We start from the raw sequence: 22,834 nt of genomic DNA, 5'->3' as shown, positions 1-22,834 counted from the left end.
CGTTCGGTGAAAATGGGACAGCAGACACGGCCGACACCGAGGAACACGCATGCCGGAGCAGGACCCCGCACATCCGAGCGCACATCTGGGGGCGACGGAGCACATCCGCACGTACCCCTTCGACCCGGCGGAGAGCCTGTCCGGGGTCGGCATGCGGGTCGGACCGATGGGTACCGGCGCCCCCTGGGAGCGCGGCGCGGCCCCCTCCCGGCGGGCGCACCGCATCGACTTCCACGTGCTGCTCTTCTTCCGCGACGGCCCGGTCCACCACATGATCGACTTCACCGAGTACGAGGTCGGGGCGGGCGACATCCTGTGGATCCGGCCGGGCCAGGTGCACGGCTTCTCCGCCACCGAGCCCTATGTCGGCACCCGGCTGACGATGCAGCCCGGCTTCCTGCCCCGCGCCATCGTCGAGGCGACCGGCATGTACCGCTACGACCGGCCGCCGCTGCTCCACCCGGACGAGCCCCAACAGGAAGCGATCCAGGCGTCGTTGGCGCAGTTGCAGCGCGAGTACCAGGACACCTCGACGCTCCCGCTGAGCCTGCACACCAGCGTCCTGCGGCACACCCTGACCGCCTTCATGCTGCGGGTGGCCCACGTCTCGGCGCAGGCCGCGGCCGACGCCCTCGAACCGCAGGCGGACACGACGTTCACGCGGTTCCGGGCGGCGGTGGAGAAGGAGTTCACGTCGAACCACAGCGTGAGCGCGTACGCCGACGAGCTGGGGTACTCGCGGCGCACCCTGGTCCGCGCGGTGCGGGCCGCGACCGGCCTGACCCCGAAGGCGTTCATCGACCGGCGCGTGGTCCTGGAGGCGAAGCGGCTGCTGGCCCACACCGACCTGCCGGTGGGCCGGATCGGCGCGGCGGTGGGCGTCCCCGACCCGGCGAACTTCTCGAAGTACTTCCAGCAGCACGCGGGGCTGACCCCGGCCGGTTTCCGCGCCGAGCAGGTCTGAGCCCGCGCGCCGCCACACCGCCGCACCGCCGCGGCCAGCACCGCCCCCCCCTGACCCGCCACGCGCGCGCCGGACCGCCGCCGTTTCACCCTGCGCAACAGGGGGTTGACCCGGCCCCCGGGCCCTCGTACGGTGCTGGCACCCCCGTAGGTATATCGATTAACCACTCCCGGTTGGAGACCTACCGCTGTGCCCTCACCGCTGAGCCGGCGCGGATTCCTCGCCGCCGGCGGCGCCTTCGCCGCCGCCTCCGCCCTGTCCGGCTGCTCCTCGCTCGCCGCGGCCGACGACGACCCCGACACCCTCGTGGTGCACAGCCAGCTCGGCACCACGGCGCCCGGCTCACCGACGTATCTCGCGGCGCTCGACCGGTTCCGCGAGGAGAGCGGCCTGAAGGTGCGCAACCTCGTCAACGGCGACGACCTCGCGCAGGTCTACGAGACCTCACGGCTGGCGCGCAAGGAGCCGGACGTCGTCATGGTCAACCTGTACGACAAGACGCTGGCCTGGACGGACGTCGGCGCGACGGTCGACGTCAAGGACTATCTGGACGACTGGGGGCTGCGCGGGCGGGTGCGGGACGTGGCGCTCGACGCCTGGACCGACGCCCGGGGCCGGCTGCGCGCCTTCCCGTACTTCGCCACGAACTGGCCGGTGGCCTTCAACCGGTCGCTGCTCGACCGGGCCGGTGTCGGCCGCATCCCCGTCACCGGTGACGAACTGATCGGCGCGGCGCGCAGGCTGCGCGGCCAGAACCTCTCCCCCGTCACCGTCGGCGGCAACGACTGGACCGGGCAGAAGCTGCTCGCCCAGGTCGTCCAGACGTTCCTGAGCCGGGACGAGGCCCGGCACGTCTACACGACCGGCGACTTCGGCGGGCGGGGCGCGCGCCGGGGCATCGAGTACTTCGTCGAGCTGCGCGACGCGGGCGTCTTCACCGACAAGGCGCAGGGCCTGACGTCCGACTCGATGGCGACGCAGTTCAACACGCAGGCCGCCGCGGTGCAGTCGGCGATGTCGTCGGCGCTGGCGAAGGTCCCGGAGGCGGTGGCGCGCCACACGGACGTGGGCGGCTGGCCCCTGGCGCCGGGCGGGGCGCACGACAGGCCGACGGTCATCCGCACCTACACCCTCATCGGCTTCTGGGTCAGCCCGAACGGCACGAAGAAGATCGACGCCGTCGAGAAGTTCCTGAAGTTCTTCTACCGCGAGGACACCGTCGCCCGGTTCGTCGAGGAGGCGGGCCGGGACATGGCGCTGCGCACGGACGCGGTGAGCACGGACTTCCCGCTGGTGGCGGCGGCGCAGCGGCTCGGCGGCGCCGTCAGCGAGGTGCTGCTGCCGGACGTGTTCGTGCCGCCCGCGGCGAGCCAGCCGCTGATCACGGCGACCAGCACGTCCTTCACGCGCGGCACGAGCGCGGCGAAGGTCCGCCAGGTCCTCGAAGCCGCCTACCGCGGCGTCTGACCGCCCGCCCCGCCCTTCCCCTCCTCTCCTCCTTCGCAAGGGAGTTGCTCATGGCGACTACGACGTCCACGGCGGCGGGCGGCACGGCGGTCCGCCGCCCGGTCCCGCCGCCGCCCGGGCCCGGCGCCCGCCCGCGCCGCCAGGGCGGCACGGTGCTCGCGGTGCCCGCGCTCGCCTGGTACCTGGTGTTCATGGTCGGGCCGCTGGTCGCCATCTTCGTGGTGGCGGCGCTGCACTGGCCGGGCATGCTCCAGCCGGTGTCGTTCGCCGGGGCCGACAACGTGCGGACCGTCTTCGCGGACCCCGTGTTCTGGGACGCCGTGCGGAACACGGCGGTCCAACTGGCCGTCGCCGTCCCCGTGATGGTGGTCTGCGCGTACATGGTCGGCTACTACGTGGCGCAGCGGCCGCCCGGGCATCGCGTCATCCGGTACCTGCTCTTCATCCCCGGGCTGATCTCGACCCCGGCCAAGGCGATGGTCTTCTACGCGGCCCTGTCCCCCGACGGGCTGCTCAACGGCGGGCTTGAGGCGGTCGGGCTCGGTTCGCTGGCCGACGCCTGGCTGGCCTCGCCGTCGACGGCGCTCGCCTGCCTGATCGCCCTGGACGTCTGGGCGGGCATCGGCTTCACGGCGGTGCTGTTCGCGGCCCGGCTCGGCAGCGTGCCGGAGGAGCTGGGCGAGGCCGCGCAGCTGGACGGGGCCGGGCACTGGCGGGCCATGTGGCGGATCCACTTCCCGGTGATCCGGGACTACGTGGGCGTGGTGACGATGCTTCAGTTCCTGTGGACGCTGTTCGGGTCCGCGCAGCACGTGCTGCTGCTCACCCAGGGCGGGCCGGGCAGCTCGTCGACGACGCTGTCGTTCCTCGTCTACCAGAAGGCGTTCGTCGCGGCGGACCTCGGCTACAGCCAGACCGTCGGCGTCCTCCTCTTCCTCGTCGGCCTCGTCGGACTGCTCACCATCCGGCGCGTGTTCCGCGCGTCCCACTGAACCGATCGGAGCCGTACGTCATGAAGTCCCCGGCCCGTCCGCAGGCCCGGTCGAAGTTCGGCCGGGCGTGGCTGCCCGCACATCTCCTCGTGTGGCTGTACGCGGTGCTCCTGGTCGTCCCGCTGTACTACTTCGTCGCCTCGGCGTTCAAGTCGAACGACGAGATCTTCGCGCACCCCTTCGCGCTGCCGACGTCGTTCTCGTTCCACAACTTCTCGACGGCGTTCACCAGCGCCGACCTGGGTCTGGCGGTGGTCAACTCGGCCCTGGTGACGGGGTTCTCGCTGGCGCTGACCCTGCTGCTCGCGATCCCGGCGGCGTTCGCGCTGGCGCGCTCGACGGGGCGGCTCGCGTCGGTGGTGGAGAAGGTGTTCTCGCTCGGGTTCCTGATCCCGACGTTCGCCGCCCTGTTCCCGACGTTCCTGCTGGCCGCCGCGACGGGCCTGTTCCACACCCGGACCTTCATGGTGCTGTTCCTGCCGGCGACGGCGATGCCGCTGTCCGTGGTGATCCTGGTGCAGTTCATGCGGACGATCCCGAAGGAGATGGAGGAGGCGGCCCGGCTCGACGGCGCCTCGACCTTCGCGGTGCTGCGGCACGTGTACACGCCGATGTGCCTGCCGGGCATCGCGACGGTGCTGCTGCTGAACTTCCTGACGTTCTGGAACGAGTACCTGTACTCGCTCGTCATCGTCGGCCCCGACCCGGCGCAGCGCACCGTGCAGGTCGCGCTGCCCACCCTGAAGGCCGTCACGGGCACCGACTACGGCGTGCTCACCGCGGGGACGGTCCTGACCCTGGTTCCGGTGTGGGTGGTCTATACGGTGCTCCAGAAGCGGATGCAGCAGGCTCTGGTGAGTGGGGCGGTGAAGATGTGAGCGGGGCGAAAACGGGTGCGCGGCCGACCATCAAGGCGGTGGCGGCGGCGGCCGGGGTGTCGACGGCGGCCGTGTCGCAGGCGTTCAACGACAAGGGGCGGCTGGCGGAGTCGACCCGGCGGCGGATCCTCGCGGCCGCCGTCGACCTGGGCTGGTCGCCGAGCGCGTCGGCGTCGGCGCTGCGCAGCGCGCGGACCCGCACCCTGGCGCTGGTGGTGCGCAGGCCGACGGACGTGCTGGGCGCCGACCCGCACTTCAGCGAGCTGATCACCGGTATCGAGGGCGAGCTGGCGCCGCGCGGCTACGGCCTGCTGCTGCACCTGGTGGCCGACGTCGCCGAGGAGGGCGCGCTGTACGAGCGGCTCGCCGCCGGGAAGCGGGTGGACGGCGCGGTCCTCACCGACGCGCGGGCCGACGACCCGCGCCCGGCGCTGCTGGCCCGGCTCGGCCTGCCCGCGGTGCTGCTCGGCGCGCCCACGCCGGGGGTGCCGGTGGTCGGGCTCGCCGACCAGGGCGCCGGGGTGCGGGAGGTCGCCGCGCATCTGCGGGAGCGGGGGCATCGCCGGGTCGCGTACGTCGCGGGCCCCGCCGAGCTGGCGCACACCCGGCTCCGGCTCGCCGCCTTCCAGGAGGCCCTGGGGCCGGTGCCCGCGGCGGTCCTGCACACCGACTTCAGCGAGGCGGCGGCCGTCGCCGCGACGAAGGACCTGCTCGCCCGCGCCGACCGGCCGACGGCCCTCGTCTACGCCAACGACTCGATGGCGGTGTGCGGGATCGGCACCGCCCAGCGCGCGGGCCTGCGCGTGCCCGAGGACCTGTCGGTCGTCGGCTACGACAACCTGCCGCTCGGCCGCTGGCTGCACCCGCGGCTGACCACGGTCGACCAGCAGGTGCAGCGGGTCGGCGCCGCCGCCGCGCGGGCGCTGCTCGCCCGGTGCGGCGAGGACGTGCCCGACGTGCCGCTCGACGGCCGGCCCGCGCTGCTCGTGCGCGAGTCGACCGGCCCCGCGCCCGCCTTCTGACCTCTGACCGACAGCACCCCGACAGCACCCCGACAGCACTGCAACGGAGTCCCCCACCACCATGCGACGCCACAGCGCCCACCTGACCCACGACGCCGCCGTCCTGCCCTGGCTCGGCGCCAACTTCTGGTCCCGCACCGGCGGCCCCCTGATGTGGCGCGACTACGACCCGAAGGTGGTGCGCGAGGAGCTGGCCGTGCTGCGCGGGCACGGACTGAACATGACCCGCTCGTTCTTCTACTGGCCGGACTTCCACCCCGAACCGCACCGCGTCGACGAGGAGTTGTGCGAAAGGTTCGACGACTTCCTCGACGCCCACCGGGAGCTGGGGATGGGCACGGTGCCGACGTTCATCGTCGGGCACATGTCGGGCGAGAACTGGGACCCGGCGTGGCGCGGCGGCCGGGACCTGTACGAGGACGTGTGGATGGTGGGCCGGCAGGCGTGGTTCGCCTCGCAGATGACCCGCCGCTTCAAGGACCACCCGGCCGTGACCGGCTGGCTGATCACCAACGAGATGCCGGGCTACGGCCGGATCTACCAGGTCGACCCGCCGCACAGCGACGTCGTGACCGCGTGGGCGCAGGCGATGTGCAACGCGGTGCGCGCGGCGGGCGCCACCCAGCCCGTCTCGCTCGGCGACGGCGCCTGGGGCATCGAGGTGACGGGCCGCGACAACGGCTTCTCGCTGCGCGACACCGCCGAGTACGTGGACTTCGTCGGCCCGCACGTCTACCGCTCGGACACCGACCGGGTCCGCCAGCACTACCGGGCGGCCTTCGAGTGCGAGCTGGCGTCGGTGACCGGCCGGCCGGTGGTCCTGGAGGAGTTCGGCGTCTCCACGGACACGGTGTCCGCCGAGAACGCGGGCGTGTACTACCGGCAGACCCTGCACACCTCGCTGCTCGGCGGCGCCACGGGCTGGATCGCGTGGAACAACACCGACTACGACGACCTGTGGGACCGGTCGCCGTACGACCACCACCCCTTCGAGATGCACTTCGGCATCACGGACGGCGCCGGCGCCCCCAAGGCCCCGCTGCGCGAACTGGCGGCGTTCGCCGATGTGTTGAAGCACGTCGACTTCGCGCGCTGCCGGCGCGCGGACACCGGCGCGGCGTTCGTCGTGCCCGCGTTCCTGGAGCGCGGCTACCCCTACAGCCGCCCGGCCGACCGCCCGCTCATCTTCGGCGCGCTGCACCAGGGTTACGTCGCGTCGCGCGCCGCGGACCTGCCGGCGGCGCTGACCCGGGAGGCGGACGGCATCACGGACGACGTGCGGCTGTACCTGCTGCCCGCCACCCGGCAGCTGACGACGCGGACCACGCGGGCGCTGCGCCGCCGGGCGGAGGAGGGCGCCACGGTGTACCTGTCGTTCTGCTCGGGCGAGCACCCGGGGACGCGCGGCCCCTGGTTCGACGACCTGGACGGGCTGTTCGGGGTCGAGCAGCAGCTCTCGTACGGGGTGGCGGAGCCGATCGAGGACGACACCCTGGAGCTGACGTTCCGGGAGGACTTCGGCGGCATCCGGGCCGGCCGGTCGCTGCGCTTCCCGGTCGCGGGCAACGAGGACAGCCGGGCCTACCTGCCGGTGGTGGCGAAGGACGCGCGGGTCGTCGCGGTGGACGGGCACGGCCGCCCGGCGCTGCTGTGCCGCGAGACCGGGCGCGGGCGCACCGTGCTGGCCACGTATCCGCTGGAGCACATGGCGGCGCGCACGGCGCGGGCGAACCCGGAGCAGACGCATCTGCTGTACGCGGCGCTGGCCGAGGTCGCCGGGGTGGCGCGGCCGGTGACGGTCGACTCGCCGTTCGTCGGCGCGGACGTCCTGGAGCACGCGGACGGGCGCCGGTTCGTGTGGCTGGTCAGCCAGGACGACGCGGAGCTGACGGTGTCCCCCCGGACGGCGGGCACCCTGCACGACCTGGCGACGGGCGCGCCGGTCACCGAGGTGACGCTCGCCGCGTTCGGCGTGCGGGTGCTGGAGCTGCGGTGAGCGTGCCGGTGTACCGGGACCCGGCCGCGCCGGTCGCCCGGCGCGTGCGGGACCTGCTCGGCCGGATGACGCTCGCCGAGAAGGTCGGCCAGGTCAACCAGCGGCTGTACGGCTGGGACGCGTACGAGCGGACGGCCGGCGGGGCGTTCCGGCTGACGGAGGCGTTCCGGTCGGAGGTCGCCGCGTACGACGGGATGGGCGCCCTGTACGGGTTGCAGCGCGCCGATCCGTGGTCGGGCGTCACCTTCGCGGACGGGATCACGGCGGCGGACGCGGCCCCGGTCGCCGACGCGGTGCAGCGCTGCGCCGTCGAGGGGACCCGGCTCGGCATCCCGGTCCTGATGGTCGAGGAGATGCCGCACGGGCACCAGGCGCTCGACGGCACGGTGCTGCCGGTGAATCTGGCGGTGGGCGCCTCCTGGGACCCCGGCCTGTACGAGGAGGCGGCGGCCGCCGCTGCCGCCGAACTGCGGGCGCGCGGCGGGCACCTGGCGCTGGTCTCGGCGCTCGACCTGGTGCGCGACCCGCGCTGGGGGCGGGCCGAGGAGTGCTTCGGCGAGGACCCGTATCTGGCCGCCCGGTTCACCGGGGCGCTGGTGCGGGGCGCGCGGTCGGCGGGTGTCGGTGTCGTGCTGAAGCACTTCGCGGGGCAGGGCGCGACGGTCGGGGGCCGCAACAGCGCGGCGACCGAGCTGGGCGTGCGCGAGCTGCACGAGGTGCACCTGGCGGCGGCCCGCGCGGGGGTGCGGGCCGGGGCGGCCGGGGTGATGGCCGCCTACAACGAGTTCGACGGCCTGCCGTGCGCCGCGAACCCGTACCTCCTCACCGGACTCCTGCGGGAGCGCTGGGGGTTCGACGGGATCGTGATGGCGGACGGCGGCGCCCTCGACCGGCTGGTGCGGCTGGCGGGCGATCCGGTGGCGGCGGGTGCGATGGCGCTGTCGGCGGGGACCGACCTGAGCCTGTGGGACGGCGCGTTCCCGCGGCTCGGGGAGGCCGTCGAGCGCGGTCTGGTCGCGCCGGCGGCGCTGGACACGGCGGTGGCGCGCGTCCTCACCCTCAAGTTCCGGCTCGGGCTGTTCGAGAGCCCGTACGTGGGTGAGCGCGCACCCGGTGGCGGCGCCCGGGAGGCGGGCGAGCGGCTGGCCCGCGCCTGCGTGACCCTGCTCGGTCACGACGGCCGCGCGCTGCCGCTGGGCCCCGGGGTGCGCCGGATCGCGGTGCTCGGCCCGAACGCGGACTCGGTGCCGCAGCAGATCGGCGACTACACGGCGCCGCAGCGGCCCGGCACCGGCGCGACGGTCCTCGACGGGATCCGGGCCGTCGCGGGCGCGGACCGCGAGGTGGTGTACGCGCGCGGCTGCGAGCTGGTCGGCGCCGACCCGTCCGGGCGGGAGCACGCGGTGGCGACGGCGGCGGGCGCGGACGTGGCGGTGCTCGTGCTGGGCGGGTCGAGCGCCCGGGAGGACGACACCCGGTTCGAGGCGAACGGGGCGGCGGTCGTCGCGTCCGGCAATCCGGCCGCGATGACCTGCGGCGAGGGTGTCGACCTGGCGGAACTGACGCTGCCGGAGGGCCAGTCGGCGCTGTTCGACGCCGTGGCCGCGACCGGCGTGCCGGTCGTGGTGGTGCTGGTGCAGGGCCGCCCGCACGCGCTGCCGGACCGGTTCGCGCGGGCGGCGGCCGTGCTGTGCGCCTGGTACCCGGGGCCGTGGGGCGGGCGGGCCGTCGCGGACGTCCTGTTCGGGGCCGTCGCGCCCGCGGGGCGGCTGCCGGTGTCGGTGCCGCGCTCGGCGGCGCAGCTGCCCGTCTTCTACAACGGCAAGGACCACGGCTACCGCGGCTACGCGGACCAGCCCGCGACGGCCCGGTACGCGTTCGGGCACGGCCTGTCGTACGGCACGGTCGAGTACGGCGCGCCGCGCCTGAGCCGGTCCGTGGTGTCCGCCGCCGACCCCGAGCTGACCTGCACGGTCACCGTCGCGCACACGGGCGGGGCCGCGGTGCGGGAGACGGTGCAGCTGTACGTGCGCCGCCGGTCGGGGGGCTCGTCGTGGCCCCGGGTGCGGGAGCTGCGCGGGTTCGCGCGGGTGGATCTCGCGCCGGGCGAGCGGCGCGAGGTGGTCCTGCCGGTGACCGCCGAGACCCTCGCCTCGGTCGGGCGGGATCTCGAACTCCGGGTGGAGCCGGGCGAGTTGGTGCTGGAGACCGGGCCCGCCTCCGACCGCACCCGGGGCGCGCCGCTGACCGTGACCGGTGCGGCGGCGCCGTGCTGACGCGGGGATTATCGTGGGCCCCATGTCACGCACCGCCCCCACCTGCCCCTGCGGCCTGCCGCGGTCCTACGAGACCTGCTGCGGCCGGTACCACTCCGGCCGGGCCGGGGCCCCGACGGCCGAGGCGCTGATGCGTTCGCGCTATGCCGCGTTCGTCCGCCAGGACGGGCCGTACCTGCTGCGCACCTGGCATCCGGACACCCGGCCGGCCGTGCTCGACTTCGCGGACGCGCCGCGGTGGACCGGCCTCGACATCGTGGGGACCACGGCGGGGTCGGCCTTCCACCAGGAGGGCACCGTCACGTTCCGGGCGCGCTACCAGGGCGGGGTGCTGCACGAGCGGAGCCGTTTCGCGCGGGTGGACGGCGCCTGGGTCTATGTGGACGGCGACTTCGTCGAGTAGGGCCGCGGGGGCGGGTCAGGGCGGTCAGGGCGGTCAGGGCGGTCAGGGCGGTCAGGGCGGTCAGGGCGCCAGGATGTCGAGTTCCTGGAGCGCGCCGACGGCGATCTCGCGGGTCAGGGACTCGGCCCGCTCCGCGTCCCCCTCCCGTACGGCTTCGGCGACCCGCACGTGCAGCGTGACGGCCGCCGGGTCCGGGTCCTCGAACATGACCTGGTGGTGGGTGCGCCCCGAGAGGACCTCCGCGACGAGGTCGCCGAGGTGCGCGAACATCTCGTTGCCGGAGGCGTTGAGCACCGTGCGGTGGAACTCGATGTCGTGGACGAGGTACTTCTCCAGCTGCTGTCCGCGTGAGGTGGCCACCATGCCGAGCGCGCACTCGGTGAGCCGCGCGCACTGCTCGGCCGTCGCGTACCGGGCGGCGAGCCCCGCCGCCACCGGCTCCAGCGCGGATCGCAGCACGGTGAGCGAGCGCAGCTGGCGCGGCCGGTCGGTCCCGGCGAGCCGCCAGCGGATGACGCGCGGGTCGTAGACGTTCCACTCCGGTGCGGCGAGCACCGTCACGCCCACCCGGCGCCGCGAGGTCACGAGGTTCATCGACTCCAGGACCCGGACCGCCTCGCGCATCACCGAACGCGACACCTCGAACCGCTGGGCGAGCTCGTCGGTGCGCAGCACGCTCCCCGCGGGGTACTCGCCCGCCGTGATGGCGGGGCCGAGGCTGTCGAGTACCCGGGCGTGCAGCCCCCGGTCCTGAGTGGTCATGGGAAAAGACTAGCCCGGGGGTCAAAGGTCTGACTTATAGATCACACCCTCTTGAATTTGTCGGACCTATTGCGTTTGAGTGGCGTACAACAGCGATGTCGATGAAGACAGACAGCGAGGCAGTACAGCGATGAGCACCCCCCATGTCGTCGTGGTCATGGGCGTGGCAGGCACCGGCAAGACGACGATCGGTCCCCTGCTCGCCGAACGGCTCGGAGTCCCCTACGCCGAGGGCGACGACTTCCACCCCGAGGCGAACATCGCCAAGATGTCGGCCGGCACCCCGCTGACCGACGAGGACCGCTGGCCCTGGCTGGACGCCATCGGCGAGTGGGCCCACGGCCGGGCGGGGCTCGGCGGGGTGGCCTCCAGCTCCGCGCTCAAGCGGGCGTACCGCGACCGGCTGCGCGCCGCCGCCCCGGGCGTCGTCTTCGTCCACCTCACCGGCGACCGGGCCCTCATCGAGGACCGCATGTCGCACCGGCAGGGCCACTTCATGCCGACCGCGCTGCTCGACTCGCAGTTCGCGACGCTCCAGCCGCTCGGGCCGGACGAGACGGGCGTCGAGGTCGACGTCGCCGGCTCCCCGGAGGAGATCGCCGACCGGGCCGTGACGGCCCTGGACGCGCTCGACTCCGCCACCCGTTGATTTTCCGCTCTCCCCTCCCCCCTCCACGTACAAGGGATCAGACGTGACCAGTCTCAGCGTCGAGATGCTGGCAGCGGACACCGTCGAGCCGATCACCTCCGCTGGCCATGCCCAGCTCGGGATCGCCGTGCTCGCCGGCATCGCCGTCATCGTCCTGCTCATCACGAAGTTCAAGGTCCACGCCTTCCTGGCGCTGACCATCGGCTCGCTCGCGCTCGGCGCGTTCGCCGGGGCCCCGCTCGACAAGGTGATCACCAGCTTCAGCTCCGGACTCGGCTCCACCGTGGCCGGGGTCGGCGTGCTGATCGCGCTCGGCGCGATCCTCGGCAAGCTGCTCGCCGACTCCGGCGGCGCGGACCAGATCGTCGACACCATCCTGGCCAGGGCCGGGAAGTCCGGCGGCCGGGCCATGCCCTGGGCGATGGTCCTGATCGCGGCCGTGATCGGCCTGCCGCTCTTCTTCGAGGTCGGCATCGTGCTGCTGATCCCGGTCGTGCTGATGGTCGCCAAGCGCGGCAACTACTCGCTGATGCGCATCGGCATCCCGGCCCTCGCCGGCCTGTCCGTCATGCACGGTCTGATCCCGCCGCACCCCGGCCCGCTCGTCGCGATCGACGCGGTGCACGCCAACCTCGGCATCACCCTGGCGCTCGGCATCGTCGTCGCGATCCCGACCGTGGTCATCGCCGGTCCGGTCTTCTCGAAGTACGCCGCCAGGTGGGTCGACGTCTCCGCCCCGGACAAGATGATCCCGGCCCGCGCCTCCGAGCAGCTGGAGCGGCGCCCGAGCTTCGGCGCCGCCGTCGTCACCATCCTGCTGCCGGTCGTGATGATGCTGGCCAAGGCCCTCGTCGACATCGTCGTGGACGACCCCGACGCCACCGTCCAGCGCGTCTTCGACGTCGTCGGCAACCCGCTGACGGCCCTGCTCGTCGCCGTCCTCGTGGGCATGTTCACCCTCGGCCGGCCCGCCGGGTTCACCAAGGGCAGGTTGCAGGAGACCACCGAGAAGTCCCTCGCCCCGATCGCGGGCGTGCTGCTCATCGTCGGCGCGGGCGGCGGCTTCAAGCAGACGCTGATCGACTCCGGTGTCGGCCAGATGGTCCTGGACATCTCCAAGGACTGGTCGATCCCGACGCTGCTGCTCGCCTGGCTGATCGCGGTCGTCATCCGTCTGGCCACCGGCTCGGCCACCGTCGCGACGGTCTCCGCCGCCGGTCTGGTCGCGCCCCTCGCGGCCGGGATGACCGACACCCACACGGCGCTGCTGGTCCTCGCGATCGGCGCGGGCTCGCTCTTCTTCAGCCATGTCAACGACGCCGGGTTCTGGCTGGTCAAGGAGTACTTCGGGCTCAGTGTCGGGCAGACCGTGAAGACCTGGTCGCTCATGGAGACGATCATCTCCGTGGTCGCGGGCGGTCTGGTGCTGCTGCTGTCGCTGATCCTCTAGCGGCGCGCGTCACGCTCGTCGCGTGCGATGCGTGCGATACGTGCGTCAGGAAGGGCGGCCCGTCTCTCGGCGGGCCGCCCTTCCTGCTGTGCGCGGAGGCCGGGCGGGCGCGCGGGGGGGCGTCACGGCAGCCACTCGCCGTGCTCCCGCTCCGCCCACGAGCGCCGTACGAAGCCGGTGCGCATCCCCGCACGGGCCTCCGGGTCGCCGACGGCCATCCCGATGTGCCCGGCGACGACGACGCCCAGCGCCAGGGCGAGCCAGTCGTGCACGAAGGTGCTGCCGGTGCGCCAGGCCAGCGGCGCGAGGTGGGTGAACCACATCAGCAGGCCGGTGCCGAGCATCACCAGGACGGCGCCCGCCAGCCAGGACGCCCACACCTTCTGCCCCGCGTTGAACTTCCCCGCCGGGCGCGGGCCCGGCCCGCGCCGCACGGCCGCCCGCAGCCACACCCTGTCGTGCGCGCCGAACCGGTTGAGGCGGCGCAGGTCCGCGCGGAAGGCGCGGGACGCGAGGCCCAGCAGGAACGGCGCCGGGAGCAGCAGTCCCGACCACTCGTGGACGGTGACGACGAGGGCGCGGCGGCCGACGAGTTCGGCGAGCTGGGGCAGGTAGAGGCAGGCCGCGGAGGCCATGCACAGGCCCATCAGGGCGGCCGTCGTGCGGTGCACCCCGCGTTCGGCCGGGGTGAAGCGGCGGACGCGGTCATGGGGGTCAGCCGGTGGGTGCATCGCCGCGTCCGTTCGACCGGCCGACCCAGGCGTCGACGTCGTATCCGCGGTTCTCCCAGTAGCCGGGCCGCACCCCGTCGGTCACGGTGATGCCGGACAGCCACTTCGCCGACTTGTAGAAGTACATCGGCGCCACGTAGAGCCGGACCGGGCCGCCGTGGGTGTGCCCGAGGTCCTCGTCCCGCATGCGCAGCGCCACCAGGACGTCGTCGCGGCGGGCCTGCTGGAGGGTGAGGCTCTCCGAGTACGCGCCGTCGAAGCACGTCAGCCGGATGGCCCGGGCCTGCGGGCGGACGCCCGCGGCGGCCAGGATGCGGGAGAGCCGGACGCCTTCGAAGGGGGTGCCGGGGACCCGCCAGCCCGTCACGCACTGGACGTCGCGGACCAGGCGGGTCTGGGGCAGCGACCGGAGTTCGGGGAGCGTGTAGGTGGTGGGGCGGTCGACCAGGCCGTCGACCGTGAGCCGGTAGCTCCGCTCGTCCTTGTGCGGGACGGAGGCGGTGACCGAGTAGTAGCGGAAGCCGCCGCCCGCCGGGAGGAGTCCCGTGACGCCGGTGGGGTCCCGGGACGTGACGCTCTCCACGGCGCGCTGGAGGGCGGGGGCGGCCGCGACGCCGAGGGCGCCCGCGCCGAGCATGCCGAGGATCAGGCGCCGGCCCAGCGGGGTGCCGTGCTCTTCGTTCGTGCCGGGGTCGTCGTGCGGGGTCACTCCGTGATTCGAGCACGTCTCGGGGGGCCGGGGCCAGGGGTCCTCGGGGGGCGTTCGGGTTCCGTCACTTTTCGGGGGGCCGGGGTCGGGGACGGGGGTCCGGGGGTGGGTCGGGCTTTCGTCGGTGGCGTTGCGGCCGGTGGCCGGTTTTGCGCAGTTCCCCGCGCCCCTGGGGAGGGGCCGGGGTCGTCTGTCGTCTTGCGGGCGGTGGGCGGTTTTGCGCAGTTCCCCGCGCCCCTGGGGAGGGGCCGGGGTCGTCTGTCGTCTTGCGGGCGGTGGGCGGTTTTGTGCTGGGCGGGGGTTACCGCGTGCTCTTCTTCTCCAGTTGGAAGGCCTCGTTGCCCAGGCCGATGCGGGCGTGGGCGGTCGGGTTGCGGTGGCGGAGGATCAGGCTGTGGGCGATGCCGGCCAGGGCGGCGAGGACGATCAGGCCGGGGAGGAGCCAGTTCAGGGCCGAGTCCGGGCCGGAGCCGACCAGGACGTCGAAGTCCTTGACCGTGTAGCCCGCGATGACCAGCAGGGCGACGCCCGAGACGGCGGAGGCGGCCAGGCGCCAGCCCTGGGCGGCCGCGGCGCCGCGCCGGACGAAGAAGACGATGACCGCGAGGGACGCGACGGCCATCAGCAGGATGACGCCGAGCGCCCCCACGTTGCCGCCCCAGGTGAACAGGCGCAGCACCGGCGCCGTCGGATCGCCCGCGGCGCCCGAGTCGGTCACGGCGAAGGCGACGACGACGAGCGCCGCGATCACCGTCTGGAGCACCGAGCCCGCGCCGGGCGCCCCGCTCGCGCTGTGCGTGCGGCCGAAGACGGCGGGCAGCAGCCCCTCGCGGCCCATGGCGAACGCGTACCGGGCGACGACGTTGTGGAAGCTCAGCATCGCCGCGAACATGCCGGTGATGAACAGCACGTGCACGACGTCCGTGAAGGTGGCGCCGAGCCGGTCCTCGGTGAGGCCGAAGAGCAGTCCGGCCGACTGCGCGCGGGCCTCGCCGACGATCGCCGAGGGGCCGGTGGCGACGGTCAGCGCCCAGGAGCTGATCGCGAAGAACACGGCGACGCCGCCCACCGCGAGGTACATCACGCGCGGCACCAGGATGTGCGGGCGGCTGGTCTCCTCCGCGTACACGGGCGCCTGCTCGAAGCCGGCGAACGCCGCGATGCAGAAGCACAGGGCGGTGCCCACGCCGACGCCGGAGAGCGTGTCGGGGTTGAAGGCGTGCAGGGAGACGCCCTCCTTGCCCGGGTCGCCGAGCGCCGCGACGTCGAAGACCACCACGAGGGCGAGTTCGATGAGGAGGAGCACCCCGAGCACCCGCGCGTTGATGTCGATCTTCAGCAGGCCGCACACGGCGACCACCGCGACCGCCACCAGCGCCGGGATCCACCAGGCGATCCGGACGTCGAGGTGTTCCTGCGCGAGGGCGGACACCTCGAAGCCGAAGATCCCGAAGATGCCCACCTGGAAGGAGCTGTAGGCGAGGAGGGCGACGAGCGCCGCCGCGGATCCGGCGGTCGGGCCGAGGCCGCGGGTGATGTACGCGTAGAACGCGCCGGCGTTGTGCACGTGCCGGCTCATCTCCGCGTAGCCGACGCTGAACAGCGCGAGGACGACGCCGAGCACGAGGAAGAGCAGCGGCTGCCCGACCGCGCCGACCACGGCGAACGTGGTCGGCATGACCCCGGCCACGACCATCAGCGGCGCCGTCGCGGCGAGCACGGAGAGCAGCAGGCCCGCCGTGCCGAGCCGGCCGGCGCGCAGGGCGGTCTCCTCCCCCTTGAACGTCGCTATGCCCGGCTCTCTCGCGGTGTCGGTGGTGCTCGAACTGCCCGTCGTCATCGCGGGGTCGTCCCTTCCGATGGATGCGGTCCGGCTGGGGGCCGGCTGAGGGGTGCGTTCCTGCTGGTGTTCAGACCGCGCCGAGCGCGGCGTCGTGCGCGGCGCGGAACGCCGCGTACGGTTCCTGGCCGCCGTACGACCACGGGGCCTCCGTGACGTGCGGGCCGATCCGGTGGAACAGGGCGGCCGCCTCGGCCGGCCGGCCCTCGCAGTACTTGGCGTGGGCGAGGAAGTTCAGGTCGATCCGGGCGCGCGGGTGCACGGTCCCGGCCCGGTCGTGGGGGTCGCCCCACTCCAGCCACCAGTCGAAGGCGGCCTTCATGACGAGGCGGGCGCGCCGTCCGGCCCAGTGCCCGGAGCCCTTGGGGTCGCCGGGGACCGCGCCCGCCCGCGCGAGCACCCGGAACCGTTCGGCGTGCGCGACGACCGGGACCACGGCGAGCGGCGAGCCGGGCGGGGCCTGCTCGGCGGCCCAGGCGGCGAAGTCGTAGACCTCGTGCAGCGGGTCCTGGCCCGCGTCGGGGCGCCGCTCGGCGAGCCGGGCCACCATGAGGTGGTGGGCGTGGTGGTGCGTGGGGTGCCGGTGCCGGATCTCGTCGAACAGTCGTACGACGTCCTCCTCTCGGCCGACCTCGCGCTCCAGGTGGAGCAGGCCGAGCCAGGGGGTGGGGTCGCGGGGCACCCGGTCCGCCGCGTCGAGGCAGGCGTCGCGGGCCCGGTCGGCGCGGGTCCGTCCGGCGACGGCGCGGTGCACGACGGCGAGGGCGTGCAGCACGGCGGCGTCCGTGGACTCGGGTTCGACGAGCCGCCAGTCGTCGACCCAGGCGCTCGCGGTGGACTCCCGGGCGAGCCCCATGACCCGGTGGCCGCGCCGGTCCCAGTCGTCGCCGGTGGCGGCGAGCAGCGCGCGGGCCTCGGTCCAGCGGCCCTGGCCGAGGGCCGTGCGGGCGGCCACGAGGTCGTGGTCGTCGAGTGCGGGGTCACCGAAGCCGGCGGGGCGCCCGGACTTCCTGCGGGAGCGCCCGAGGGGAGGCGGGGGTGGGGGCACCGCGACGGTTCCTCTACGGCTCTGCGGATCTCGGCAGATCTCTTCGGCTCCGCGCGACGCTGCGCGGCCAGGTCAATGATCACGCACAGCAAAGCGGCAGCGAGGGCTCCACGTCAAGAGTGATCGGGTGACGGAGTTCACCAACTCGCTGTCAACAACAAAGAGTTGGGATAGTTGCGTCGTCAACCTGCCTCGTCAGCGGGTCAGTTGTCGTGGTGACACGAGTACAGACCGCCGGACTCCGGCCACTCGGGGCGTCACGCGGGGCGCGCTCCCGTGGGGCGCGGGGCCGCGCGGAGCGCTATGGTCGGCCCATACCCATCCCTGCTCCCCCGTCCGCAGTCCGTAGAGGTGCGCAGCGTGTCGGTCCTCGTACTCGTCCTCGCCGTGGGCGCGGCGTTCTGCCTGGGCATCGGATTCGTCCTCCAGCAGAACGCGGCGGCGCACGCCCCGCTCGGCGACTTCCTCTCCCCGCGCCTGCTCCTCGATCTCGTGCGGGTGCCGCGCTGGCTCGGCGGCATAGGGCTCATGGTGTGCGGCATGGTGCTCGGGGCGATCGCGCTCGGGCAGGGCGAGATCACCCTGGTGGAGCCGCTCCTCGCGACGAACCTGCTGTTCGCGCTGATGCTGTCGCGCCGGCAGACCAGACAGCCCCTCGGCCGGCAGGGCTGGGCGGGTCTCGTGCTGCTCGCGGGCGGTGTCACCGCGTTCATCGTGGCCGGGCAGCCCCGGGGCGGCAGCGCGGTGACGGATCCGCTGCGGCACTGGCTGATCATCGGGGTGATGGTCGGCGTGGCCCTGCTGCTGGCCGCGCTCGCCAAGCGGTCGCGGCTGAGCGCGGGCCCGGCGCTGCTCGCGGTGGCCGCCGGGCTGCTGTACGGGGTCCAGGACGCGCTGACCCGGGTGTGCGGGCAGCGGTTCTCGGCCGGGGGGCTCGGCTCGGTGTTCACCGGCTGGCAGCCGTATGCGGTGATCGCGCTCGGGGTGACGGGCCTGGTGCTCGTGCAGAGCGCGTTCGAGACGGCGCCGCTGCGGATGTCGCTGCCCGCGCTGACCGCCGCGCAGCCGCTGGCCGGGATCGTGTGCGGGGTGGGCTTCCTCGGGGACCGGCTGCGCGCCGACACCGGGGCGCTGGCCTGGGAGGCGGCCGGGCTGGCCGGGATCGTGGCGGGCGTGGTGCTGCTGGGGCTGCATCCGGCGATGCCGGGGGCCGGATCGGCCCTCCGGGAACGGGTCGGCGCGCCGCGATAGGCCGCAGTAGCCTGCCCGCATGACTCCCCCGCCGACACCGCCCTCTTCCACGCCCCCGGATCCCTCAGGCCCCACTGCCCCCTCTGCCCCCTCTGCCCCCTCTGGGCACGTCGATCTCTCCGAGCGCGTCGCTGCCGCCACCTCGGGGGCGCCGGCTCCGGCCGACGAGATGCTGGACATCGTCGACGCCGAGGACCGGGTGATCGGGCAGGCGGCGCGCGGGGAGGCGTACGCGCGCGGGCTGCGCCACCGGTGCGCGTTCATCCTGGCCCGCAACCCGGCCGGCGAGGTGTTCGTGCACCGCCGCACCGCGACGAAACTGGTCTTCCCCGGCCTCTACGACATGTTCGTCGGGGGTGTCGTCGGCGCGGGCGAGAGCTACGACGAGGCGGCGCTGCGCGAGGCCGAGGAGGAGCTGGGGGTGAGCGGGCTGCCGCAGCCGACGCCGCTGTTCCGGTTCCTGTACGAGGGGGACGGCACCCGGGGCTCCTGGTGGTCGGCCGTCTATGAGGTCACCTTCGACCTGCCCGTGCGACCGCAGGAGGAGGAGATCGACTGGCACGCGTTCCTGAGCCTCGACGAGCTGGAGCGGCGGCTCGGCGAGTGGGCGTGGACGCCGGACGGGCTGGACGCGTTCGCCCGGTGGCGGGCTCGGCGGTGACCCGGGGGGCCCGCGGGTAGTGTCCTGCCAGTGATCGATTTCGTGCGCAACATCCGTCTCTGGTTCGCACCCGAGCGGGTCAGGGACGAGGGCGATACGCCCGACTACCGCTTCTCGCTCGCCAACGAGCGGACCTTTCTCGCCTGGGTGCGGACGGCGCTCGCGCTGATCGGCGGCGGGTTCGCGGTGGACCAGTTCCTGCCCGATCTGCGGTGGGGCTGGCGGGTGGGGCTCGCGCTGGCGCTGCTCGCGTCGGGGGTGCTCTGTTCGCTGCGGGCCGTGAGTCACTGGGTGCGGTGCGAGCGGGCGATGCGGCGGGGGGACGATCTGCCGGTGTCGCGGTTCCCCGCCGTGCTCAGTGCCGTGGTGGCGCTGGTCGCCGTGGCCATGGTCGTCGTGGTGCTGCTGGGGTGGGAGGGGTGAGTGTCGCGGGCGGGGCCGGTGGGCGTGATCCCGGGTTGCAGCCCGCGCGGACGCGGCTCGCGTGGCGCCGTACGACGTTGTCCTGCACCGTGGCGGCCGTGCTCGCCGTCAAGACCGTGGTGCACGGGGGTGTCGGGGTGGTGGAGTGGACGGCCACCGCGCTGGTCCTCCTGGTGTGGCTGGCCTTCCTGGTCGTGGCCCATCGCCGGATCACCGGGCTGGCCCTCCACGAGTCGGCTCCGCCGGTGCTCTCGGTCCGGGGGGCCGTGACGGCGACGGCCTGCACGGTGGCACTGGCCGTCTTCGCGGTGGCCCTGGTGACCTGACCCCGCCCAACCGGCGGTTCGTCACCTGCGGCCCGGCGGGGGCTGGTCGCGCAGTTCCCCGCACCCCGGGCAGTACTTCGCCCGCGGCCCGGTGGGGCTTCTCGCGCAGTTCCCCGCGCCCCTGGGTAGCACTTCGTCCGCGGCCCGGCGGGGCTTCTCGCGCAGTTCCCCGCGCCCCTGAGATGCGCACTGCGTGCGCCATCTCATCAGACGGTCCCGCCTCCCGGAGGGGCCCACCGGCGGCCAGCCTACGAGGAGAGACGCACCGCCCGCCTGCCCCAAGAGGCGCGCGAAGCGCAGCCTCAAGGAGAGGCCGCGCGCAGCGCATGCCTCAGGGGCGCGGGGAACTGCGCGAGACGCGGCCACCGGGCCGCAGACGGAGATCCGCCCAGGGGCGCGGGGAACTGCGCGACCAGCCACGACGGTGGCGCGCGTGGAAGATCACCCAAGGGGCGGCTGCATCCGTGGTGCCAGGAGCCTTTTGTTCGGGTGGGGGACAGGGGACCGTGGGCATCGGCGCGGCCCGCGCGGAAGCACCGTAAGGACGATCACGTTTCCGTCAGCCACTGGACGACATACCGACTGGTCGGCATGATGAGTCCCACCGTGTTCGCTGTCGCCCCGACATGTCCCGGATTCTCGGAGGACCACGATGAGTCACCCCCCAGGTCTCGACCTCGACCAGCTGCGCGCCCACCTCGATCGTGAGCGGCCCGGCCTGGTCGGCGGTCCGTTGTCCGGGCGGCTCATCGAGGGCGGCCGGTCCAATCTGACGTACGAGGTGAGCGACGGGTCCGCGAAGTGGGTGGTCCGGCGCCCGCCGCTCGGCCACGTCCTGGCCACCGCGCACGACATGAAGCGCGAGCACCGCGTCATCGCCGCGCTGCACGACACCCCGGTCCCGGTGCCCGAGGCGCTGCTGCTGTGCGAGGACGACAGCGTGGCGGGGGCGCCGTTCTACGTCATGGAGTTCGTCGACGGCACCCCCTACCGGACCGCGGAGCAGCTCGCGCCGCTCGGCGCCGAGCGCACCCGGGCCGCGGTGCTCGGGCTCGTCGACACCCTGGTCGACCTGCACGCCGTGGACCCGGCCGCCGTCGGACTCGGCGACTTCGGCCGGCCCGACGGCTTCCTCGACCGCCAGCTGCGCCGCTGGGGCAAGCAGCTGGACGCCTCCCGCAACCGGGAACTGGCCGGCATCGACGAGCTGCACGCGGCGCTCGGCCGCTCGCTGCCCGACTCCCCCGCCGCGACGATCGTGCACGGCGACTACCGCCTGGACAACGTCCTGGTGCGGCAGGACGCCGACGGCGCCGACCGGATCAAGGCGGTCCTCGACTGGGAGATGTCGACGCTCGGCGACCCACTGACCGACCTGGGCCTGCTGGCGATGTACAGCGCCCGGCTCGAACTGCCCGACTCCCCCATCTCCACGACGGCGTCGGCCGCCGGGCACCCGGCCCCGGCCGAGCTGATCGAGCGGTATGCCGCGCGCTCGGGGCGCGACGTCTCCGCGGTCTCCTGGTACACGGCGTTCGCCTGGTTCAAGCTCGCCGTGATCCTTGAGGGCATCCACTACCGCTACACGCTCGGGCAGACCGTCGGCGCCGGATTCGACCGGATCGGCGAGCTGGTCCCGGTCTTCATCGCCCACGGCACCGACACCCTCCAGAAAGGCTGACGCGCATCATGGACTTCGCATTCGACGCCCGTACCGAGGAGCTGCGCGGCAAGCTCCTCGCGTTCCTGGACGAGCACGTGCAGCCGGCCGAGGCGGTCGCCGCCGAGCAGCGCGCCGCGCTGGGCTCGCCGTGGGAGACCCCGGCCGTGGTCGAGGACCTGAAGGCCGAGGCGCGCCGGCAGGGCCTGTGGAACCTCTTCCTCCCCGATGCCGAGCACGGCGCCGGGCTGACCAACCTCCAGTACGCGCCGCTCGCCGAGATCACCGGCCGCAGCCCGCAGCTGGCGCCGACCGCGCTGAACTGCGCGGCGCCCGACACCGGGAACATGGAGGTGCTCGCCCAGTTCGGTGACGACGCGCAGAAGAAGCAGTGGCTGGAGCCGCTGCTCGCCGGGGAGATCCGCTCCGCGTTCGCGATGACCGAGCCGGAGGTCGCCTCCTCGGACGCGACGAACATCACGACCCGGATCGAGCGCGACGGCGACGACTACGTCATCACCGGACGGAAGTTCTACATCTCCGGGGCGATGAACCCGAACTGCAAGATCTTCATCGTGATGGGCAAGACCGACCCCTACGGCCCCGACATCCGCCGCCAGCAGTCGATGGTCCTGGTCCCCCGCGACACCCCCGGGGTGGAGGTGCGGCGGGCCATGACCGTGTACGGCTACGAGGACCACTGGCACGGCGGCCACGCCGAGGTGGTCTTCGACGGGGCCCGGGTGCCGGCGAGCAACCTGATCGGCGAGGAGGGCGGCGGCTTCGGCATCGCGCAGGCGCGGCTCGGTCCGGGCCGCATCCACCACTGCATGCGGCTGATCGGGATGGCCGAGCGGGCCATCGACCTGATGTGCCGGCGGGCCGTCGCCCGCTCCGCGTTCGGCAAGCCGCTGGCGCAGCAGGGCGTCGTGCAGGAGTGGATCGCGGACGCGCGGGTGGCCGTGGAGCAGTTGCGGCTGCTGGTGCTGAAGACGGCGTGGCTGATGGACACCGTCGGCAACCGCGGCGCCCACACCGAGATCCAGGCCATCAAGATCGCGACGCCGCGGACCGTGGTCGACATCATCGACAAGGCGGTGCAGCTGTACGGCGCCGGTGGCGTGTCGCAGGACTATCCGCTGGCGGAGCTGTGGGCCGGGGCGCGGACGCTCCGCTTGGCCGACGGGCCCGATGAGGTGCACCAGCGCTCGTTGGCTCGCCGGGAACTCAAGCGTTTCGCCTAGCCGGCGGGGGCGGGGTGGCTCGGAGTTGCCGCGCCCCTGGTCCGTCGTCGGCTGACCGCCGGTGGGTGCTTCTCGCGCCGTT

21 protein-coding genes are annotated in these 22,834 nt (G+C 73.6%); 16 read left to right on the top strand and 5 right to left on the bottom strand.

The window, feature by feature from the left end; all coding sequences use genetic code 11:
- Positions 1–49 precede the first annotated feature (49 nt).
- From ACIP5K_RS33020 to ACIP5K_RS32985, 8 genes are all read left to right on the top strand, one after another.
- Positions 50–964, top strand: coding sequence for a helix-turn-helix domain-containing protein (locus tag ACIP5K_RS33020; RefSeq protein ID WP_401415546.1), 915 nt, complete (start codon positions 50–52; stop codon positions 962–964).
- Positions 965–1,153: 189 nt separating this feature from the next.
- Positions 1,154–2,431 (top strand): ABC transporter substrate-binding protein, encoded by a 1,278-nt coding sequence (locus ACIP5K_RS33015; RefSeq protein ID WP_401415544.1) that lies wholly within the window; start codon positions 1,154–1,156, stop codon positions 2,429–2,431.
- 50 nt (positions 2,432–2,481) lie between these two features.
- Complete coding sequence (locus tag ACIP5K_RS33010) at positions 2,482–3,423, top strand: carbohydrate ABC transporter permease (RefSeq protein ID WP_401415543.1); 942 nt, start codon at positions 2,482–2,484, stop codon at positions 3,421–3,423.
- Positions 3,424–3,443: 20 nt separating this feature from the next.
- The gene (locus tag ACIP5K_RS33005; RefSeq protein ID WP_401415541.1) at positions 3,444–4,301 is read left to right on the top strand and encodes a carbohydrate ABC transporter permease; all 858 of its coding nucleotides are present in this window, start codon (positions 3,444–3,446) and stop codon (positions 4,299–4,301) included.
- Positions 4,298–5,323 (top strand): LacI family DNA-binding transcriptional regulator, encoded by a 1,026-nt coding sequence (locus ACIP5K_RS33000; protein ID WP_401415539.1) that lies wholly within the window; start codon positions 4,298–4,300, stop codon positions 5,321–5,323. The genes ACIP5K_RS33005 and ACIP5K_RS33000 overlap by 4 nt, the downstream gene beginning before the upstream one ends.
- Positions 5,324–5,384: 61 nt before the next feature.
- Positions 5,385–7,319 (top strand): cellulase family glycosylhydrolase, encoded by a 1,935-nt coding sequence (locus tag ACIP5K_RS32995; RefSeq protein WP_401415537.1) that lies wholly within the window; start codon positions 5,385–5,387, stop codon positions 7,317–7,319.
- Positions 7,316–9,595: a glycoside hydrolase family 3 N-terminal domain-containing protein gene (locus ACIP5K_RS32990; RefSeq protein ID WP_401415536.1), complete on the top strand. Its 2,280-nt coding sequence runs from the start codon at positions 7,316–7,318 to the stop codon at positions 9,593–9,595. Before ACIP5K_RS32995 ends, ACIP5K_RS32990 begins: the two co-directional genes overlap by 4 nt.
- A gap of 22 nt (positions 9,596–9,617) precedes the next feature.
- Positions 9,618–9,998 carry a YchJ family protein gene (locus tag ACIP5K_RS32985; RefSeq protein WP_401415534.1) on the top strand — a complete coding sequence of 127 codons (381 nt, stop codon included), beginning with the start codon at positions 9,618–9,620 and terminating at the stop codon, positions 9,996–9,998.
- A 60-nt stretch (positions 9,999–10,058) separates the two neighbouring features.
- On the opposite strand, the gene ACIP5K_RS32980 is transcribed toward ACIP5K_RS32985, so the two are convergent.
- Positions 10,059–10,760, bottom strand: coding sequence for a FadR/GntR family transcriptional regulator (locus tag ACIP5K_RS32980; RefSeq protein ID WP_401415533.1), 702 nt, complete (start codon positions 10,758–10,760; stop codon positions 10,059–10,061).
- Between the two features lie 130 nt (positions 10,761–10,890).
- Here ACIP5K_RS32980 and ACIP5K_RS32975 point away from each other — a divergent pair, with 130 nt between their 5' ends.
- Positions 10,891–11,409, top strand: coding sequence for a gluconokinase (locus ACIP5K_RS32975; RefSeq protein ID WP_401415531.1), 519 nt, complete (start codon positions 10,891–10,893; stop codon positions 11,407–11,409).
- Positions 11,410–11,452: 43 nt separating this feature from the next.
- Entirely contained in the window at positions 11,453–12,859 is a 1,407-nt protein-coding gene (locus ACIP5K_RS32970; RefSeq protein ID WP_401415530.1) for a gluconate:H+ symporter, read from the top strand.
- A 122-nt stretch (positions 12,860–12,981) separates the two neighbouring features.
- Here the strand turns inward: ACIP5K_RS32970 and ACIP5K_RS32965 are convergent, their stop codons facing one another.
- The 4 genes from ACIP5K_RS32965 to ACIP5K_RS32950 all read right to left on the bottom strand — a co-directional run bounded on the left by ACIP5K_RS32965 (position 12,982) and on the right by ACIP5K_RS32950 (position 17,187).
- Entirely contained in the window at positions 12,982–13,590 is a 609-nt protein-coding gene (locus ACIP5K_RS32965; RefSeq protein ID WP_401415528.1) for a cytochrome b/b6 domain-containing protein, read from the bottom strand.
- Positions 13,574–14,227: a molybdopterin-dependent oxidoreductase gene (locus ACIP5K_RS32960; RefSeq protein WP_401415575.1), complete on the bottom strand. Its 654-nt coding sequence runs from the start codon at positions 14,225–14,227 to the stop codon at positions 13,574–13,576. Before ACIP5K_RS32960 ends, ACIP5K_RS32965 begins: the two co-directional genes overlap by 17 nt.
- A 373-nt stretch (positions 14,228–14,600) precedes the next feature.
- Positions 14,601–16,139 carry an APC family permease gene (locus ACIP5K_RS32955; protein WP_401415526.1) on the bottom strand — a complete coding sequence of 513 codons (1,539 nt, stop codon included), beginning with the start codon at positions 16,137–16,139 and terminating at the stop codon, positions 14,601–14,603.
- Between the two features lie 70 nt (positions 16,140–16,209).
- Complete coding sequence (locus ACIP5K_RS32950; protein WP_401415525.1) at positions 16,210–17,187, bottom strand: hypothetical protein; 978 nt, start codon at positions 17,185–17,187, stop codon at positions 16,210–16,212.
- A gap of 360 nt (positions 17,188–17,547) precedes the next feature.
- On the opposite strand from ACIP5K_RS32950, the gene ACIP5K_RS32945 reads away from it, so the two are divergent.
- The 6 genes from ACIP5K_RS32945 (at position 17,548) to ACIP5K_RS32920 (ending at position 22,752) form a co-directional block, all read left to right on the top strand.
- The gene (locus ACIP5K_RS32945) at positions 17,548–18,438 is read left to right on the top strand and encodes a DMT family transporter (RefSeq protein WP_401415523.1); all 891 of its coding nucleotides are present in this window, start codon (positions 17,548–17,550) and stop codon (positions 18,436–18,438) included.
- 169 nt (positions 18,439–18,607) lie between these two features.
- Complete coding sequence (locus ACIP5K_RS32940) at positions 18,608–19,099, top strand: NUDIX hydrolase (protein WP_401415521.1); 492 nt, start codon at positions 18,608–18,610, stop codon at positions 19,097–19,099.
- Positions 19,100–19,129: 30 nt separating this feature from the next.
- Positions 19,130–19,522: a YidH family protein gene (locus tag ACIP5K_RS32935; RefSeq protein ID WP_401415520.1), complete on the top strand. Its 393-nt coding sequence runs from the start codon at positions 19,130–19,132 to the stop codon at positions 19,520–19,522.
- Positions 19,510–19,848, top strand: coding sequence for a DUF202 domain-containing protein (locus ACIP5K_RS32930; protein WP_401415519.1), 339 nt, complete (start codon positions 19,510–19,512; stop codon positions 19,846–19,848). Before ACIP5K_RS32935 ends, ACIP5K_RS32930 begins: the two co-directional genes overlap by 13 nt.
- 652 nt (positions 19,849–20,500) lie before the next feature.
- Positions 20,501–21,529, top strand: a complete 1,029-nt coding sequence (locus ACIP5K_RS32925) for a phosphotransferase family protein (RefSeq protein WP_401415517.1) — start codon at positions 20,501–20,503, stop codon at positions 21,527–21,529.
- Between the two features lie 8 nt (positions 21,530–21,537).
- Positions 21,538–22,752: an acyl-CoA dehydrogenase family protein gene (locus ACIP5K_RS32920; RefSeq protein ID WP_401415516.1), complete on the top strand. Its 1,215-nt coding sequence runs from the start codon at positions 21,538–21,540 to the stop codon at positions 22,750–22,752.
- Positions 22,753–22,834: the final 82 nt, after the last annotated feature.

The organism is Streptomyces sp. NPDC088785, from assembly GCF_044750685.1.
Classification (GTDB): domain Bacteria; phylum Actinomycetota; class Actinomycetes; order Streptomycetales; family Streptomycetaceae; genus Streptomyces.
Note: the sequence above shows the minus strand (reverse complement) of the source record. Positions and strands in the feature narration are given on the sequence as shown.